This is a genomic window from Mycobacterium kansasii ATCC 12478 (assembly GCF_000157895.3).
Lineage (GTDB): Bacteria > Actinomycetota > Actinomycetes > Mycobacteriales > Mycobacteriaceae > Mycobacterium > Mycobacterium kansasii.
Map to the genome: position 1 here is coordinate 5,387,146 of NC_022663.1, position 16,887 is coordinate 5,404,032.

General features: G+C 66.4%; 13 protein-coding genes. 7 read left to right on the forward strand and 6 right to left on the reverse strand.

Translation table 11 applies throughout. The features are described from left to right. Nucleotides 1–19: 19 nt before the first annotated feature. Nucleotides 20–979, reverse strand: coding sequence for a class I SAM-dependent methyltransferase (locus tag MKAN_RS23260; protein ID WP_042313943.1), 960 nt, complete (start codon nt 977–979; stop codon nt 20–22). Nucleotides 980–1,103: 124 nt separating this feature from the next. Here MKAN_RS23260 and pdxR point away from each other — a divergent pair, with 124 nt between their 5' ends. Then, entirely contained in the window at nt 1,104–2,474 is a 1,371-nt protein-coding gene (pdxR, locus tag MKAN_RS23265) for a MocR-like pyridoxine biosynthesis transcription factor PdxR (protein ID WP_023372335.1), read from the forward strand. A gap of 16 nt (nt 2,475–2,490) precedes the next feature. Here the strand turns inward: pdxR and ngg are convergent, their stop codons facing one another. After that, nucleotides 2,491–4,281, reverse strand: a complete 1,791-nt coding sequence (gene ngg / locus MKAN_RS23270; RefSeq protein ID WP_036391330.1) for an N-acetylglutaminylglutamine synthetase — start codon at nt 4,279–4,281, stop codon at nt 2,491–2,493. A 381-nt stretch (nt 4,282–4,662) separates the two neighbouring features. Between ngg and MKAN_RS23280 the strand changes: the two genes are divergently transcribed. Further along, a complete protein-coding gene (locus MKAN_RS23280) occupies nt 4,663–5,535 on the forward strand; it encodes a cyclopropane mycolic acid synthase family methyltransferase (RefSeq protein ID WP_103797799.1) in 873 nt (290 codons plus the stop codon). Between the two features lie 75 nt (nt 5,536–5,610). Here MKAN_RS23280 and MKAN_RS23285 read toward each other — a convergent pair whose 3' ends face one another. Together MKAN_RS23285 and MKAN_RS23290 are read right to left on the reverse strand one after the other, a co-directional pair. Continuing rightward, nucleotides 5,611–6,978: an HNH endonuclease signature motif containing protein gene (locus MKAN_RS23285; protein WP_023372339.1), complete on the reverse strand. Its 1,368-nt coding sequence runs from the start codon at nt 6,976–6,978 to the stop codon at nt 5,611–5,613. A 114-nt stretch (nt 6,979–7,092) separates the two neighbouring features. Beyond that, nucleotides 7,093–8,652 carry an aminotransferase class I/II-fold pyridoxal phosphate-dependent enzyme gene (locus MKAN_RS23290; RefSeq protein WP_080674139.1) on the reverse strand — a complete coding sequence of 520 codons (1,560 nt, stop codon included), beginning with the start codon at nt 8,650–8,652 and terminating at the stop codon, nt 7,093–7,095. Nucleotides 8,653–9,058: 406 nt separating this feature from the next. Between MKAN_RS23290 and MKAN_RS23295 the strand changes: the two genes are divergently transcribed. From MKAN_RS23295 to MKAN_RS23315, 5 genes are all read left to right on the forward strand, one after another. Beyond that, nucleotides 9,059–10,237, forward strand: a complete 1,179-nt coding sequence (locus MKAN_RS23295) for a phosphatidylserine decarboxylase (RefSeq protein WP_023372341.1) — start codon at nt 9,059–9,061, stop codon at nt 10,235–10,237. 820 nt (nt 10,238–11,057) lie between these two features. Further along, nucleotides 11,058–12,845 carry an Hsp70 family protein gene (locus tag MKAN_RS23300; RefSeq protein ID WP_023372343.1) on the forward strand — a complete coding sequence of 596 codons (1,788 nt, stop codon included), beginning with the start codon at nt 11,058–11,060 and terminating at the stop codon, nt 12,843–12,845. A gap of 235 nt (nt 12,846–13,080) precedes the next feature. After that, nucleotides 13,081–13,581 (forward strand): hypothetical protein, encoded by a 501-nt coding sequence (locus MKAN_RS23305; protein WP_036391990.1) that lies wholly within the window; start codon nt 13,081–13,083, stop codon nt 13,579–13,581. A 23-nt stretch (nt 13,582–13,604) separates the two neighbouring features. Further along, nucleotides 13,605–15,095 carry a molybdopterin-dependent oxidoreductase gene (locus tag MKAN_RS23310; RefSeq protein ID WP_023372345.1) on the forward strand — a complete coding sequence of 497 codons (1,491 nt, stop codon included), beginning with the start codon at nt 13,605–13,607 and terminating at the stop codon, nt 15,093–15,095. Between the two features lies 1 nt (nt 15,096). After that, nucleotides 15,097–15,450: a hypothetical protein gene (locus MKAN_RS23315; protein ID WP_023372346.1), complete on the forward strand. Its 354-nt coding sequence runs from the start codon at nt 15,097–15,099 to the stop codon at nt 15,448–15,450. Here the strand turns inward: MKAN_RS23315 and MKAN_RS23320 are convergent. Both MKAN_RS23320 and MKAN_RS23325 read right to left on the reverse strand, forming a co-directional pair. Beyond that, nucleotides 15,416–15,754: a hypothetical protein gene (locus MKAN_RS23320; RefSeq protein WP_023372347.1), complete on the reverse strand. Its 339-nt coding sequence runs from the start codon at nt 15,752–15,754 to the stop codon at nt 15,416–15,418. The genes MKAN_RS23315 and MKAN_RS23320 overlap by 35 nt on opposite strands. Nucleotides 15,755–15,761: 7 nt before the next feature. Beyond that, nucleotides 15,762–16,832: a hypothetical protein gene (locus MKAN_RS23325; protein ID WP_023372348.1), complete on the reverse strand. Its 1,071-nt coding sequence runs from the start codon at nt 16,830–16,832 to the stop codon at nt 15,762–15,764. Nucleotides 16,833–16,887 lie beyond the last annotated feature (55 nt).

Below are 16,887 nucleotides of genomic sequence, written 5' to 3' on the forward strand. Positions count from 1 at the left end.
CGAATACCGGGGTCAGTGCTTACATCGAGACTGCGCGCACGCCTGCGCGCCGGGCGGACACCACGGCCAGCCAGTCGTCGTCGGCCAATCCGCGGGCCTGGGTCGGATCGTAACGTTGCAGCAGCGTGGGGACCGTCGCGTGGTCCTGGCTTTCGAATCCGTGAGCCGCAAGCAGATCGTGTATTTCGTTCGCGGTGAAGCCGCTTCGGTACGGTTCCCCGCGGCGCGCGACCACTCGGGTCACCCGTCGGGCACTTGCCCACCGAGTGGTTGCGGTGGCCACACCCGCATCGATGTAGTCGACGAGCAGGCGGCTGCCCGGTGCGCATACCGTGGCGAGATCGGCAAGTGTGGCGTCGATAGCGCGGGCGGTGAGGTACATGCTGACCCCCACCCAGACGACCACGCTGCGTCGCTCGGGGTCGAACCCGCTGGCTAGGAGTCGTTCACGCAGCGCCCCGTGCTCGAAATCGACCGGCACCCATACGGTCCGGCTGTTGGCCTGCCGCGGCAGCAGCCGTTCGGTTGTCGAGCGTTTGGCAGCCTGGGTCGTCGGCGCGTCCACCTCGAAGATCGTCACCGGCTGCCCGGCCAAGCGCAGGCTCGTCGTATCGAAGCCGGCGCCCAGCAACACCAGCTGATCGATGCCCTCGGCGATCGCGGCCATACACAGGTCGTCGGCGTAACGGACCCTCAGCACGATATGGGCGTGGAGCCCGCCCCACCGGCGGTCGAACACGCCCAGAGCAACGCCGGCGAGCCAACGGTGGGCCAACATGGCCCGCAACATGGGATGGCGGGCATAGTGCCGGGAATACGGATCGTCGAGCAGGCGACGAGCGGGCGGCTGCAATGTCTCGGCTGCGCGTTGGGCGGCGTTGATTTGAGCGGTCAGGCTTGCCTTGCGGTCAAGCCGCCGGCCGGTGGCCCCGGTGCCGGGGCGCCGTCGAAGGTCGGGATATCCGCAGGCTTGCGACATGGCTTGCGACATGGGTTGTCCCATCGGTGTAAAAGCGATGACGGACTCTCACGTTAGGCCGGTGACCGGTATGCCAGTAAGGTCCAATTCAACACCTATTTTGTGGACCAGTAGCGGAGCCCATGTGGACCTGCATCTCGAGCTGCCGCCCAACCGCGGCCGCCGCGCGGCGCTCGAAGATGCGCTGCGGCAAGCCATCCGGGACGGGCGGCTGGCTTCCGGCGAGCGGTTGCCGTCGTCTCGGGCATTGGCCGGGCAACTCGGCGTCGCCCGCGGGACGGTCGTCGAAAGCTATGCGCAACTGACGGCCGAGGGCTATCTGCGCACCCGGCCCGGCGCGGTCACCGAGGTGGCTCATGGGCCCGGTGTCCGACCGCACCCCGGCGCCGAACCGGTTGCGCCCCGCATCGCCGCCGATTTCCGCCTGGGCCGGCCCGACCTGACGATGTTTCCGCGCGCGGATTGGTTACGCGCCTTGCGCCGCGCCTTCCAGGTCACCCCGCATTCCGAGCTTGGTCCGCTGAACCCGCGCGGATCATCGCAGTTGCGTACCATCCTGGCCAGCTACCTGGGCCGGGTACGCGGCGTGTCCACCACCGCCGAGCGGATCGTCATCTGCAGCGGCTTCACCCAGGGGTTGCGGCTGGTGTGCGACGCACTGGCCGCGCAGGGAGCCGGATCGATCGCGCTGGAAAATCCCTGCCTTCCCGACCACCGCTTGACAGCACTGGCCAGCGGGCTCGACGTCATGGCGTTGCCTGTCGACCGCGACGGTGCCCGCCCCGACGGATTCGACGCGTCCGGGGTTGCCGCGGCGGTGCTGACTCCGGCCCATCAAGCGCCGTTGGGGACGACGCTGTCGGCGGACCGGCGTGCGCGGTTCGCCAGGATCGCCGCTCAGCACGGCAGCTACGTGATCGAAGACGACTACGACGGCGAATTCCGCTATGACCGCCATCCCGTCGGGGCGGTGCAGGGTCTGGCCCCCGAGCAGGTCGTCTACGCGGGCAGCGCCAGTAAGAGCCTGGCTCCGGGGCTGCGACTGGGGTGGCTGGTCCTGCCCGCCAGCCTGCTCGACGCCGTGGTCGAGGCCAAGCGCCGAACCGACCGCGGCACCGACATTCTCGTCCAACTGGCGTTCGCGGAGCTGATCGCCTCGGGAGCCCTGGACCGCTACATCCGCCGGATGCGCCGCCGCTACCGGCAGCGCCGCGATGCGCTCATCGACGTGCTGGGGCGGTACGCGCCGGCGATGTCGGTGCATGGCACCGCAGCTGGTCTTCATGCCGTCGTATCACTGCCCGACGCAAGCGCGGAGGCCGGCGTCGTGGCTGGCGCCCACGAACGCCAGATCGCCCTCACGGGCATGGCGCCGTTCTGGCACCGCGAACCGGGCTCCATCTCGGGGATCGTCGTGGGCTACGGGGCGCCGCCCGAACGCGAGTACCCCGCCGCACTGCGCCGCCTCGCGACATTGCTGCGCGCAACCGCATGAGCACCGGGTTGGCGAATCAACGTGGCCGCGACTCTTCCGGAGCCCAGGCCGGCCGTTGCCCGGGCTGGCCCGGGAACAAGAAGTCGATGAAAGCCGCGACCGTGGGTTGCGGTTCGTGGTTGGCCAATCCGGGGCGCTCGTTGGCTTCGATGAAGGTGTAGTCGGTGCCGGTGACATCGGGCACGAGTAGGTCGATTCCGGTCACCGGGATACCGATCGCCTCGGCGGCCTCGACGGCGACTCGGCAAAGTTCGGGGTTCACCTTTTCGGTGACGTCGCGGATCGTGCCGCCCTGATGCAGGTTGGCGGTCGACCGTACCTGCAGCCGAATGCCTTCGGGCAGAACATCATCGAGCTGCCAGCCGGCCTTGGCGACGGTGGCTTGGGTGACTTCGTCCAAGGGAATTTGCGATTCGCCGCCGGTGGCAGTGGATCGTCGGCGGCTCTCAGCCTCGATCAGGTCACCGACGGTGTGGTTGCCCGTGCCGATCACCTCCGCAGGGATCCGCAGCGCGGCGGCAACCACCTGGCCGTCGATGACCACCAAACGCAGGTCGTCTCCTGGTGCTCGTTGCTCGATCATGACCTCGGGGTATTCCGCACGCGCCCGTGCCAAAGCCGCGCTCAGCTCGTCGGGACCGTCGTCGGCGGTCACGCCCACGGTGATGCCCTTGCCTTGTTCGCCGCGGGTCGGTTTGACGACGACCTCGCCGACTTCGGCGAGAAACGCGTAGTCGTCGTCGTCGAAGCTGGCCAGGCGCACCCGAGGGACGTTGATGCCGGCCTCCTTGACCAGGCGCCGCGTCAACCGCTTGTCGTCGCAGCGGCACATGGCAATCGCCGAGGTGTATTCGGACAGCGACTCGCGGGTGATCACGCTGCGCCCTCCGTGGGTGAGCCGCATCTCGCCGGTGTCGGCATCCAGTACCTCGACGAAGATTCCGCGCCGCAGCGCCTCATCGGCGATGACCCGCGCGTAGGGATTGAGGTCGTCGACCGTCTCCGGCGGTGAGGTGAACAGCGGTTCGTTGATGGCGTTGCGGCGTTTGATCGCCATCACCGGGACGCGGCGAAACCCGAGCTTCTCATACAGGGCGATGGCGGCGCCGTTGTCGTGCGCCACCGACAGGTCCAGGTAGGCGCGCCCCGCGTCGCGACAGTGGTCAACCATGGCCCGGGTCAGAGCCACCCCGATTCCGGGTAGCCCGGCGGCCGGATCGACCGCCAGGGTCCACATGCTCGAGCCGCGCTCCGGGTCAGCGAACAGCACCTGGTGGTCGACACCGGTCACGGTCCCGACCACCGCGCCGTCGTCGTCACGCACGGCGATCAGGTAGGTCACCGCATCGGCATGCAGATGGTTGTGCCAGATGGTCTCGACCGGTGCGGGAACCATTGCGCACCGGACGAATACGCGATTCATGGCATCGGCGTCGGCGGGGACGTGCAGGGTGCGCACTGTCACGCCCGCCGGAGCGGACGCCGGATCCTCGTTTTCCGAGTCGTCGGCGAAACGCAGCCGATAGGTGTGGCTGGGGTCGATGAACAACTCATTCGGCGCTTCGGCGACGATGACGTGGGGCTCTCGTGCGTAGATGCAGATGTCGCGCCGCCCGGGGGCCTCCTGGCGCAGCACGTCGGCCAGTGCGGCGGAATCGGCAAAGGTCTGGCCGAAAATCAGCCGGCCCCAACCTAAATCGAGTTCGACGTCGTTGGCCATCGATTCCATGAGCTCCGGCGGTGCGGGTTCATGCAGACCGAGAGTGATGGGCTCGGGATGGTTCTGCGAGGGATCGGCGCCGCTCATGCCGGCCCGCCGGGACACGGCAATAAGCGGACGGCCGCCAGCTCACCCGATTCGCGATCGCGGAACACGACCAGACCTGCCACTGGATATGCCATCGTCATATTGTTTACCCGTCTTGGGGACGACCACCAACATCACCAGTCCGCACGGTTCTGAGCTGGATCCAGACGCGCGAAGCCACCTGGTGACGTCGCTGATCTCCTGCGACCGTGGCCTTACCCCGAATGCGCAGAGTGTGGTTTACTCACGAGGCGATCATGCCGACGAGCCACCCGTTGCGGTCGGTCGACGTATCGGCCACGGCCGATTCGGCCGCGGCGCCCGGTCGTCGTAGCTGAGCTCGACAAGGATCAACGTCAGAGGTGAGCTTTGCCCGACAATATGCGTGAAAACGACAGCCTAGAGCCACATTTCGACGATGTGCAGGCCCACTACGACCTGTCCGACGACTTCTTCCGGCTGTTCCTGGACCCGACGCAGACCTACAGTTGCGCCTACTTCGAACGCGAGGACATGACCCTCGAGCAGGCGCAGCTGGCCAAGATCGAGCTCGCGCTGGGCAAGCTGGGGCTGCAACCGGGCATGACGCTACTCGACATCGGCTGCGGCTGGGGCGCGACAATCGCCCGGGCACTCGAGCGCTACGACGTCAACGTGGTAGGTCTGACGCTGAGTCGCAACCAGCATGCCCACGTACAGCGACTGCTTGACGAGCATCCCAGCGCCCGAAGCAAGCGCGTGCTGCTGCAGGGCTGGGAGCAGTTCGACGAAAAGGTGGACCGCATCGTCTCGATCGGCGCCTTCGAGCACTTCGGCCGGAACCGCTACACCGACTTCTTCGCGATGGCCTACCGGGTGCTCCCGGCCGACGGGATGATGTTGCTGCACACCATCATCAAGCCCAGCGATGAGGAGTTCGCCGAACGCGGGCTGCCGATCACCATGACCAAGCTGCGGTTCATGAAGTTCATCATGGACGAGATCTTTCCCGGTGGCGACCTGCCCAGCGCCAAGGTCGTCGAGGAGCACGCGCAGCAGGCCGGCTTCGCCGTCAAACTGGTCCAGCCGTTGCGACTGCACTACGCCCGCACCCTCGACACGTGGGCCGACGCGCTGCAGTCGCACCGCGATGAGGCCATCGCGATTCAATCCCAAGAGGTCTACGACCGCTACATGAAGTACCTGACCGGCTGCGCCGAGCTGTTCCGCGAGGGCTACACCGACGTCGCGCAGTTCACCCTGACCAAGGGCTGAGCGCGCCACGCTTGTCACACTGCGCCTCGGGCGAAGCGCTGCCCGGCTCATCGCATGCCCACGCACCACCCCTGGTTATGCCGCGTCCTCGTCGTCGTCTCCGTCGCGCAGGAGTTTCTCCGGGTGGTGGAAGGTGTTGGTGGTGGGCTGGCCGTGGTCTAGATGCGGCGGCGGTATCCATTCGGTGTCGCCGTGGGCGTTTTTGCGGGTGGTCCAGCCGCTGTCGAGGAGTTTGTGGTGGGGTCTGCAGGCCAGGGTGAGTTGGTCGATGTCGGTGCGACCGGTGGTGGCCCATTCCCGCACGTGATGGACCTCGCAGCGATAGCCCGGTACGTCGCATCCCGGTGCGCTGCAGCCACGATCGTTGGCGTACAGGACAATTCGTTGTCCGGGCGACGCGAGGCGTTTGGTGTGGTAGAGGGCCAGGGGTTTGCCGTTGTCGAAGAGTGCGAGGTAGTGGTGGGCGTGGCGGGCCAGGCGGATCACATCGCTCATCGGCAATAGCGTGCCGGCGCCGGTCAGTGCCTTGCCGGCGGCGGCTTCGAGGTCGTCGAGTGTGGTGGACACGATGATGGTTGCCGGCAGGCCGTTGTGTTGGCCCAGCTCACCGCTGGCCAGCAGCCCGCGTAGCCCGGCCAGCAGCCCGTCGTGGTTGCGCTGGCTTTGCGAGCGGCTGTCAGGCTGGGCGGCCGCCTCGGGTGCCGGGCCGTCGACCACCGGGCTTTCGTCGTGTGGGTTGCACATGCCCGGGGCGGCCAGCTTGGCCAACACCGCGTCGAGGGTGGCGCGTGCTTCCGGGCTCAGGTAGCCGCTGATCCGCGACATCCCATCCAGCCCCTGCTTGCCCACGGTCAGACCGCGTCGCCGTGCCCTGTCCTCATCGGTGAAGGCGCCGTCGGGATTGAGGCAGTCCATCAACAGATCGGCTAGTTTGGCCAATTGGTCGGGCCGGTACTGGGTGGCCAGCTTGGCCAGATGCGCCTCGACCGCCACCCGGGTTCCTACGTCCACGCTGGCGGGCAGCCGGCGGAAGAAATCGCGGATCACCCGCACCTGGGCCTCCCCGATCCGGCCCTCGAGCTGGGCCGCCGCGGTGGCCGTCAACTGCGCAGGCAACGGCTCCCCGGTCAATGCCCGACGCGGCCCCAGGTCTGCCGCCTCACCCACTCGCCGGCCGGCCTCGCCGCGGGTGATGCGCAGCCGGTTGGCCAGCGCCGCGGGCAGTCGCCCGCCTAACTCCTCCTCGCTGGCCTGCTCGGCGAGCTGATTGACCAGTGCGTGTTCGATGCTGGGCAGCTGGCGCCGAGCCGTTTCGCACCGCTCGAGCAGCGCAAGCCGTTCGGGGGTGGTCAACGCGTCGAAGGAGAGCTCTTGCAGCCGCGACAGGGTCGCCTGCAGCGCGTCAAAGGCCGCGACGACCTCCTCACGACTACTCGAACCCATGTTCGAAACACTACGCCGACCCTCCGACAGAAATGACCGTCGAGCAAAGCGACTCCATGTTTCTCTCTCAGCGAACGTCGACGTCGTTCCGTCGCCGGCCACAGCGAGGCGTTATCAGCTTGCCACCACGCGGAATTCGGCCAGCGACTCGTCCGCGGCGCCCTCGACCATCACTCCCTGGGCGGCCTGGCACTGCAGATAGTCGACGATCGTGTCGGTGAGTAGCTCGCCCGGGGCAACCACCGGGATGCCGGGTGGATAGGGGCAGATCATTTCCGCGGAAACGCGACCGGCCGCCTGCCGCCACGGCAGTATCTCGGTAGCGCCCAGGAAGGCGTCGCGTGGCAACACGACGGTCTCGGTGCGCAGCTGCGACCACGACGGTACGTCGTCGACGGGACGGGGTTTGGCGCCCGCGTGTTCTTCGGCCAGCGCCGCCATGGCGTCGATGAGCCGTTGCGCGGTGGCGTCGGTGTCGGCGTAGGTGATCAGCGCCATCACCCGGCGGTGGTCGGACAGTTCCACATGGATGCCGCGGTGCTCCCGCAACCAGTCAGCGGCCTGGAAACCGGTCAGGCCAAGCCCCACCACATCGATGGTGACATGGGTCGGGTCGAACGCGAAAGCGCCAGCGCTGCCGAGGATTTCGTCGCCGATCAGGTCCAGTCCGGGCAGCTGTGCGATCGCCGATCTGATGCGCAGCGCCACGTCGATCGCGTCGCCCAGCAGCCGCTCGCCGTTTTCCTGGAACTCACGCCGGGCCGCGTCGATGGAGGACAACAGCAGCGTCGACGCGCTGGTGGATTGCTCCAGCTCGAACACCAGCGACAACCGCGTCGAGTCAATTCGGTTGCCCTGCTTGCTGAGTACCGAGGTCTGCTGCAGACCGTTGAGTGACTTGTGGACGCTGCCGATGCACAGATCCGCGCCGCACTCGAGCGCCGAGGGCGGTAGCCGGCTGCAGAAGCTGTAGTCCAGTCCCCACGCGTCGTCGGTGATCAACGGGATGTCGTGGCCGTGCGCCACCTCGGCGAGCCGGCGAACGTCGGCGCTGATGCCGTAGTAGGTCGGGGTGAACACCATCGCGGCTACCGCCTCGGGATGCTCCTGCAACACCCGCTCCAGCCGATCGGGGTCGACGCCATGGGCGATCTGCCACCGCTCGTCGTAGTCGGGCTCCACGTACACCGGCATGGCACCGGAAAGCACCAGCGCCGAAAACGCCGACTTGTGGCCGTTGCGCGCCATCACCAACGTCTCGCCGGGGCGCACGGCCGCCATCATCGCGACATGCACATTCTCCGTGCTGCCGTTGGCGGAGAACAATGTTTCGTCGGCGCCGACGGCTTGGGCAAACAGCTGCATGGCGGTCGGTTCCACCTGCCAGGATTGGTGCCGGTTGTCGACGCCCTTGTTCATCGTGACGTCGGCGCGAAACGCCTCGGAGCCCATCCAGCGGGCCGCGAGCGGTGGCATCCGGCCGGTGCCCGACCGGTGGGCCGGGATACCGAAGGCGATGTCGCCTCGCCGGTGGAATGCCTGAATCGCGTCGCCGATCGGCGTGGCGTCGGGCTCGGCGCGGGCCGGCCCGGCCTCGGCCTCTGCTTGCGCTTTCTTGATGTTCTTGCGGCGCTGCTGATCCACGCGTGCGGAGAAGGACTTTGCGGTTGTCATGATCGGACTTCTCTCATCGCCACTCCGTTTCGTTTCGTGGCCATGAGTACCCGCTGTTCACCACCGGTATGCAACCCGGCCGTCCGTCGCTGCGGTGTTCGTCAGTCCGATGCGGCCGATTACCGAACCCGACGTGGGTTGAGGCGCGAATCATCTTGGCCGACAACCGTTCACGGAGTCGGTCCAGCGGGCCACCCGGTCCTCCGATTCGCTTGGGCGACCGGCGAGCGGTCTCGACGACGAAGTATCCATGGGATTACCCCGCCGGCTTCGGGGTACCTCTAGGAGGTCAGTACCCGTGAACGACGACCGTTAACCGGCCGCCGCCAGTGACGCTGCGTCGCCAGCCGGTTTTGCCAGCGCCGCCGCGCTGGACTGTGTCGGCCGCCAGATTAAGGAAAGCCGGATGAGCGAACCCGAACCCATCATCAAGAAACTGCGGGACATCCTCGACACGGAGCGAGACCTTGCCGGCCTGCTCGAGCAATCTTTGGTCAAGGCGCGGAAATGGGCAGCGGCAGAGCTGAATCCGCAACTGTTCGCGGCGCTGGACTGGCCCACCGATATCGGTGAGTACCAGGACTATCTGAAGCGCTACCTCAGATGGGTTCCGCAGCAATCGGATGCCGATGCCTGGAAGAATGGGCAGCGCCAGGCCCAGGAGGTCAGCGACCGGATGGGGCATTTCTACTTCCTGGTCGACCAAAAGGCCGACGGCAAGGCGCCACAGGACTCCGAGGCGTTCCGGGACTGGATGACCGAGTTCGCCCGGCAGTGGGGCAATTTCCTTGATACGCCGGAGTCATTCAGTCGGCAAGTGTTGCAGTCGTTCATCGACAACGCGCCGGAATACCGCATCGAGGAATCTCTGGTGGACGGTGTTCCGAACGCGCCTAGCGGCTGGCTGACGGCCAACCAGTTCATCGCGCGCGAAATCAACGGCGGGCTACGGCCTATCGCCGAGCCGGCCAGCAATGTGGTCGCCACCTCGCCGGCCGATTGTCGTTATCAGCACGCCTACGAGATCGACGCCGACTCCAACATGCCGGCCACGACGGTGAAGAACCGCAAGTACGGCAACATCAAGCAACTCTTGGAAGGCAGCGCCTACAGCGAAAGCTTCGCCCGCGGCACCTTCGTGCATTACATGCTTCCGGCGCACGCCTACCACCGGTACCACCTGCCGGTGGCAGGTGTGGTCAAGGAATCGTTCCGGATCAACGGCAAAGTGTTCATGCAGGTGGGCATCGAGAATCACGAATTGCAGTCCAGCGACAGTGCCGCCAGCGGATATGAGTTCTCCCAGACACGCGGAGTAGTCACCGTCGACACCGCCGAATCCGATTGCGGCAACATCGGCATTGTCGCGGTCATCCCGGTGGGAATGGCGCATGTCTCGTCGGTGGTGCTCACCTCGGTGGCGGGCAAGCATATGGCCAAGGGAGAGGAATTCGGCTACTTCCAGTTCGGCGGCTCCGACATCGTCGTCTTGTTTCAGGAAGGCGCGGCCCGCGAGATCGACACCAGCACGGAGTTTCGGCTCGTCGGCACACCCGTGGCGCGCTGCCGGCTGCGCTCTGCCTGACCACTGCCGGAGACCGTCTAGGTCATGCCGAAAATTGTTGCCGCCCTGCGGATCGCGCAGGTAGCCGGCATGGCGGCCGGTAACACCCAGCCCCGTGGGGTCGTTCGACGCTGCGGATATGCCGGGCTGTTGAGCAGCACCCGCGGTCCTCGCCGCGCTTGCGCGACATATACGTCATATACGTCACGGCCACGCGGCAGAAACCAGGCAACCCGGTTCCGGCCCCCATCGGACATGCTTGGGCCCACCGGGGAGGAGCTCGACATCCTCCCCGGCAGGAGTCTGGACCGCGTCGATGGCAGGCGCGCTACGCCGTCACGCGGTACCGCATCATCGGCGAAATGAGCCGCCGGCCGGTTAGGGTCAGCGCGTCGACCGGCTCGAAGTCGCCGCGCACGCGAGCCTACTGAAGCGACCATGGATCGCAGGGACAAATCGCCGCCGAACGTGAAAAGGCGCCCGCATCGGCAGCTTCCGCAGATCGGCCGAATTCGGTCCCGGCAGGGCGAGGCAACGAACAGCTCTCGACAGCACCAGTCGGCCCAGCCATAACGGTCACCCCTGCCGGCAGTCTGCAATCAAATGACCAAAGTCCGTTTCATTCGGTCGTCGGTGCGGTACCCCCTACGCGGTGCACCACACACCGGTTGGCGATTAGCGCGTCCCGTCGTCCGTTGGCTCGCGAAATCATTCGGCTGCCCGGCCATGGTGTCCATCGACGACGCGGTGAGACGGATTACCGCGACGGGCGCTCGTGGTGCAGGTGGCAACGGTGGGGAGGGGCCGGCCGGTGGTCCCGACAGAAAGGATGCAGGGGGAGATGACCGAGCCGCTCGGCTTGTCGGTCGGGGTGGCAAACCTCGTCGCCGCGCGAACGGGCAGCGCCCCGGTGACCCGCAGCTCGGTGCTGACACTGTTCAACCAGCGCGCACCCGAGGTGGGCACGCCGGAGGAAAACCCTAATGCGGCCGGGCCCGGGCTTGCGCTGAGCGGATTCGTCGAGCGGGTCGCAGACAACGAGCCGTTGATAGCGGCCGACGGATCGGCCCACTCCGGCGCGGCTATTGCTGCCGGAGCGCTCGATGCGATAGCAGGCACCGTCGGTTACGGGGCGCCGGTTGCCATCGCGGTTCCCGCGCATTGGGGCGAGCGTCAGGTCGGCGCGCTGCGCGAGGCGTTGCGGGGCCATCCTGATTTAGCGCCAGGCGCGGTGCAACCGGCATTGATCGGTGACGCCGCCGCCGCGCTGGCGGCGCTGTACGCCAAACCGGGCTTTCCCACCGACGGCATCGTGGTGCTGTGTGACTTCGGCGCCAGCGGCAGCAGCGTCACCTTGACCGATGCGGCGTCGAACTTTCGCCAAATCGCCCCGACCCAGCGGTACACCGACTTCACGGGAAACCAGCTTGACCAGATGATCTTGCGGCATCTGGCAGTGGCGGCTGGCGACGCCGACGGCACCGCACCGCTGGCGCCGCTGAGCCGACGGCTGGCCCAGTGCCGAAGTGCCAAGGAACAACTGTCGGCCGCGACGGTCGCGGTCATCCCGGCTGAGCTTCCCGGTATCGGCGAGGATGTCCGCCTGACCCGCGCCGAGTTCGAGGACCTTATCTCCGGCCCGCTGCAACTATTCATCTCGTGCGTCGAGGAAGTGTTGCAACGCAACCAGATTCCACAGGGCAGGCTGGCCGCCATCGCGACAGTCGGTGGGGGCGCCAGCATCCCGTTGATCACCAGTCGGCTCTCGGAGCGGCTGCAGGTGCCGATTGTCACCACGGCGCAACCCAGGTTGAACGCGGCCATCGGGGCCGCCGTCCTGGCCCAGATGAGGTCTTCAGCCGTTGGGCCGCCTCCTCAGGGCGCGGTTGGCTACGCGGCGGTCGGGACGGCCGCCGCCGAAACGGAAGGCGACGCCGCGGCGCTCGCGCCTACTGAAGTGGTTCCGTCGGCATGGGCCGTCGGGGCGAGCCGCGCGGCCGCGGGCGAAGCGTCCGTCGACGGGGACCAATCGGCGACGTACCGCGCGCTGGCCTGGTCGCAGGAAGCCGCCGCGGGCGACCCTGCAGTACCCGGCGTCGACTACGGCGATGCGGGTGCCGGCGTGACAGCCGACACTGAACGGCCCGACGCCCATTCCGACGATGCGTCCCAACGCACGCATTGGTACGGGCGATCGTCGGTGCTCATCAGCGTGACCGGTGCGGCGGCCGTTGCACTGGTGATAGCCGCTGTCCTGGCCGTGAAGTTCGGTGCCGCAAAGAGCAAACCCGTCAACAACACCCGGGTCATCACGCCGCCCGTCGAGTCGTCCCAGCTGGTGCCGGCACCTCCACCGGCCTCGAACACGGGCTCGGTCACTCCGTCGACTATCGAATCGACCGAGTCGGTGACGACGCCGCCGGCAACCACCGTGGCGACGACACAGCCGCCGGTGCCGACGACCCACCTGGCGACCACATATCCCACCCCCCCGGCCTACCCGACGACCACCAATCCGGCCAACACGTATTCGACGACCCCATACCCACCCGCGAGCAAGAGCCTGGCACCGGTCCCACCGCCGATGACGACGACACTGGTGCCCGTCAGACCGCCATTGAACCCCTGACCCCGTGCGCCAGATGATCGGCGGGTGGTTCGGCTCGAGGTCGATGAACCGAATGGCCCACCAATGGGATTCGGTCCCCGCCTGCGCCCAGCGCATAGGCCGGACCACGGCGCAGTTGCCGAAGCCTTCGTCTTCAGCCAACGACCGGCGTGGATCCGCTGGGACTCCCGCCCGGTCGGATGCCATGCCGGAAACCACCGGTTTGCGGCCCGATTCGGCGGGGTACTTAGCAGCGGTGGCTGGTCTGCTCGGGCGACGGTGGCTCAAGGCGTGGCAGCGACTGTGGTCATCGCCGGTGCTGACGCTGAACGGCTACGTCGCGTTCGATCTGCCGCGGACGGTGACCGGGTTAGCCGGATCACTGCTGATCGGCCTGGTAGGGGTGCACGTCTACCTGCTGGCCACCCAGCCGGGCTTGCCGCTGTACTTCGTGATCTACGCCGCGGTGCTGATCGCGGGCTGCCTGATCGCGGCCGCCGCCATGGCGTTGGCGCTCAAACCGATTGTGCCGCAAGCTGGTTGGTATTTCGGCAGCTTCCTCAGCGGGGTCTTCCTACTTATCTATCTGGGTAGCCGGTTCGCCAGTCTGCCCGGGCTGGTCGCGCTGACCGGCCGCTGGGACCTGGCGCCCGGAACGCTTGCGGCGGCGTTCGCCGCGGGCTTCGTCGCCGTCCATGCGACGGTCCTGTCGGGCATCAACGTGGCTTATCCGCGGCGGCAGAACTGGCACGACTGAATCGGGCAGGAATGACGCAGACTATGACCGTCCTCGACTTCCCGGCGTGGCTGCGCATCGAGCATTGGCTCAACGTGTTGTTCCTGACCTTGGTGATCCGCAGCGGCATCGAGATCCTGTCCACTCACCCCAAGTTGTACTGGCACGACGACAGCAAACCGGGTACCGAGTGGGCGCGCTTCACCACCAAGGAGATGCCGATCAACAAGCTGTACGACACTCTCGACGAAGAGGAGGACTACAGCTCACTTATCGCGTTGCCCGGCCACAAAAAGTTGGGCATGGGACGTCATTGGCACTTCTTCTCGGTCATCGGGTGGATTCTCGTCGGACTGTCGTACTACATCCTGCTGTTCACCACCGGCCAGTGGCACCGGTACTGGCCCTATTCGTGGTCGATCTTCCACGAGGCCTACAACGACATCGTCACCTACCTGAGCTTCAACCTGCCGCCGCTGCTACCCGGCGGACCCGACGACGCCATCCAGAAGCTGACTTACGCCGCCGTCATCTTCTTCTTGGCGCCGTTTCAGATCCTGACCGGTGCCGCGCAGTCGCCGGCCATCGAGGCGGCATTTCCGTGGTACGTGCGGATGTGGGGAGGCCGGCAATGGGCGCGCAGCCTGCACTTCCTGGGGCTGGTGGCGTTCCTGGTCTTCATCGTCATCCACCTGTCGATGGTGTTCTTCTGGGGCTGGGGCGAGTTGACCGCGCTGATGATCTTCGGTTCCATTCGTAACACCAACTGGGCCACCACATGGTCGTTGGTGATTATTGCGGCCATCGTCGCGGTCCACGTCGCGGCGACGGTGTGGAGTCTGCGCCGGCCCGTTCAGGTCCGTCGTGTCCTTGGCGCCATCGTCACCGGAGCCCGTAAGACCTTGCTGCGTCCGTTGAATTCGCGCCAGAACTACCCGCAGCGAATGATCTCCAAGGAACACCGGGTCAACGGCAAACCGCCGGCGAGCACCGAATACAAGGTGATGGCGGTGCACAACTTCGTCGACTGGCGATTGCGGGTCGGCGGCTTGGTGGAGCACCCCGTCACCCTGGATCTGGACGGGTTGCGGGCGCTGGCCGACCGGCATTCGCAGCGGGTTATGCACAACTGTGTCCAGGGTTGGACGAGCATCGGTGAGTGGAGCGGGCTGCCGCTGGCTTCGCTCGCCGAGCATGTGCGGCCGCTGCCGCAGGCGAAATACATCTGCTTTCTGACCATGCAGGACAACGGCCGCGACGAGCCCAGTGCAGACGGGGTAGGGCAGTTCTACGAGGTGCTGGAGCTCGAGCTGGCGTACAAGCCGCAGACGCTGCTGGCCTACGAGATGAACGGCAAGCCGCTGCCCATCAAGCACGGAGCGCCGTTGCGGCTGCGGGTGGAGACGCAGGTGGGCTTCAAAATGGCGAAGTGGATCAACCAGATCGAGTTCATCGACGACTACTCCGGCATCGGTCACGGCCTGGGCGGCTGGCGCGAGGACAACGTCCACTACGACAAGGATGTGGAGATCTGACATGACCGACATCGCGGTACGGCCGGAGCTGATCAACCTGAAAAGTACCGAGCGACAACAAGTGTCAGAGCTGGTGGCGGTCAAAGGCGGGCATTGTGCGGCATGCGGCGGCAAGGATTTCGAGGTCGGGCATGCGCTGTATCTGGGCTTCCTGTTCCTCGATGAAGACGACGACGCCTTCATGGTGGCGTTGACGTGTCGCAACCCTGACTGCCCCAAGCCGCGCACCGGAATTATATTGGCGGCCAAGGAATTCCTGACCGACTACCAAGGAGTTTCGGACATCGGCGCCATCGCCGGCCACGCCCGGGCGGCACAGGCTAGCGCCACCTGGGGTGGCTCGGGGTGTCGGTGAACCGGGGCCGGGCCAGATCGAACCTCTCGATCAGATCCGACACCGAGCGCAGTTCGTCACACACCGATTGGAAGCGGCGTTCGTCAGCCTCGCCCAACATCCCCAGGCAGCTGTAATGCACCAGCCGGCGCAGTCGTCCGGCGAGCGCCGCCCCCCACCGGATGCTGAAGTCGTAGGTCTGGCCGTCGTCGACCTCGTCGCAGCGGCCGAGTTCTTTGAGCGCCTCGATCTGCCCGGTGAGCAGTTCGAGGTCATCGTCGACACCGAGCGGTTGGGGTGTGTCTGCTGCTGTACTCGTTGCCATGGCTGTCCTAGAGGTGCGGTTTGGCCACGCTGACCAGATACGGCTGACCGCGCAGGGTGAGATACACCCGCTTCGGCCCGATCGCCATCCCGGATAGCGGCGCCGTGGCGAGCGGACCGCCCGGAAGAGCTGCCCGATAGTCGATCGTGCGGAGCACCGGGATGATCCCGTCCGAGTAACCGGTGAAGCTCTCCGTTTGCAGCACCACCACGTCGCGGTCGGTGGCGGCGTAGATGCGGGTTTCGTCAGTGCCCAGGTAGCGAATCGGCGCCGAGAGTTGCGCGCAGCCAAGCACTTCCATGCCGTGCCCGCCGCGCCGCGAATCGACCGCGTATAGCACGCTGTCATTGCGCCCGGCGACGTAGCTGCGCGTCACGGCCGTTCCGTCCCCTGCCGACACGGCCACATCCATGTGCAACGAGCCGCGTTCTTCCGGAGGCGACGACGGTCCTTTGTAGTAGCGAATTCCGGATGGTCCGTAGAGGTGGTACTCGATCTGGCGTCCGCGGTTGGCGCCGTCGATGGTGTCTGCGGGTGCTGCGGAGATATTGGCGCTCGGTAATTTTCGAAAGCCGTATTGATCCACCGGCGTCACCGAAGACCCGTCCGCCGACAGCGCCAGCAACACCCGCATTCCGGCATCTTCGGTGAGATAAGCCGGCGCCGGCCCGGCGTCGAACTCGTCGACGCGTTGCAGGCTCTCGATGTCGACGACAGTCACCCGGTCACGCAGCGGCTGTGGCACGAAGACGTGTCGATCGTCCTTCTGGCTGATCTGCAGGTTGCGCCCGACGTCCATCGGTTCCGAGAAGCGCGTGTCGGCGGTGGGCGAACCGGTGACCGTGATCTTGGCGAGCCGGTGATCGTCGGTGAGTCCCAGCAGTGAGCGGTCGCGATACGACCAGACGGGATCACGCACCGAGGCGCCGATCGCGGTCAGCTCCACCGCCGGCGCGCTCTCCAGCGTGGCCCCGGGAGCGGAACACCCGGCGGCTGCCACCAGTCCGGCGGCTAATGCGCCAGATGCACCAGACCAACGCCACCGCCGCTGGTGAGAAGTACCGATGGCCACGATCACTCGCCGTCCTTTCACCACCGCCCCAAGGGCAGTACCCCCGCAACCGTCCGGCTAC

Coding starts and splice junctions, on each gene's coding strand:
- MKAN_RS23295 (WP_023372341.1), top strand. CDS start 9,059: ATGAGCGAACCCGAACCCATCATCAAGAAACTGCGGGACATCCTCGAC.
- MKAN_RS23320 (WP_023372347.1), bottom strand. CDS start 15,754: ATGGCAACGAGTACAGCAGCAGACACACCCCAACCGCTCGGTGTCGAC.
- ngg (WP_036391330.1), bottom strand. CDS start 4,281: ATGAGCGGCGCCGATCCCTCGCAGAACCATCCCGAGCCCATCACTCTC.
- MKAN_RS23260 (WP_042313943.1), bottom strand. CDS start 979: ATGTCGCAAGCCTGCGGATATCCCGACCTTCGACGGCGCCCCGGCACC.
- MKAN_RS23290 (WP_080674139.1), bottom strand. CDS start 8,652: ATGACAACCGCAAAGTCCTTCTCCGCACGCGTGGATCAGCAGCGCCGC.
- MKAN_RS23280 (WP_103797799.1), top strand. CDS start 4,663: ATGCGTGAAAACGACAGCCTAGAGCCACATTTCGACGATGTGCAGGCC.
- MKAN_RS23310 (WP_023372345.1), top strand. CDS start 13,605: ATGACCGTCCTCGACTTCCCGGCGTGGCTGCGCATCGAGCATTGGCTC.
- MKAN_RS23300 (WP_023372343.1), top strand. CDS start 11,058: ATGACCGAGCCGCTCGGCTTGTCGGTCGGGGTGGCAAACCTCGTCGCC.
- MKAN_RS23285 (WP_023372339.1), bottom strand. CDS start 6,978: ATGGGTTCGAGTAGTCGTGAGGAGGTCGTCGCGGCCTTTGACGCGCTG.
- MKAN_RS23315 (WP_023372346.1), top strand. CDS start 15,097: ATGACCGACATCGCGGTACGGCCGGAGCTGATCAACCTGAAAAGTACC.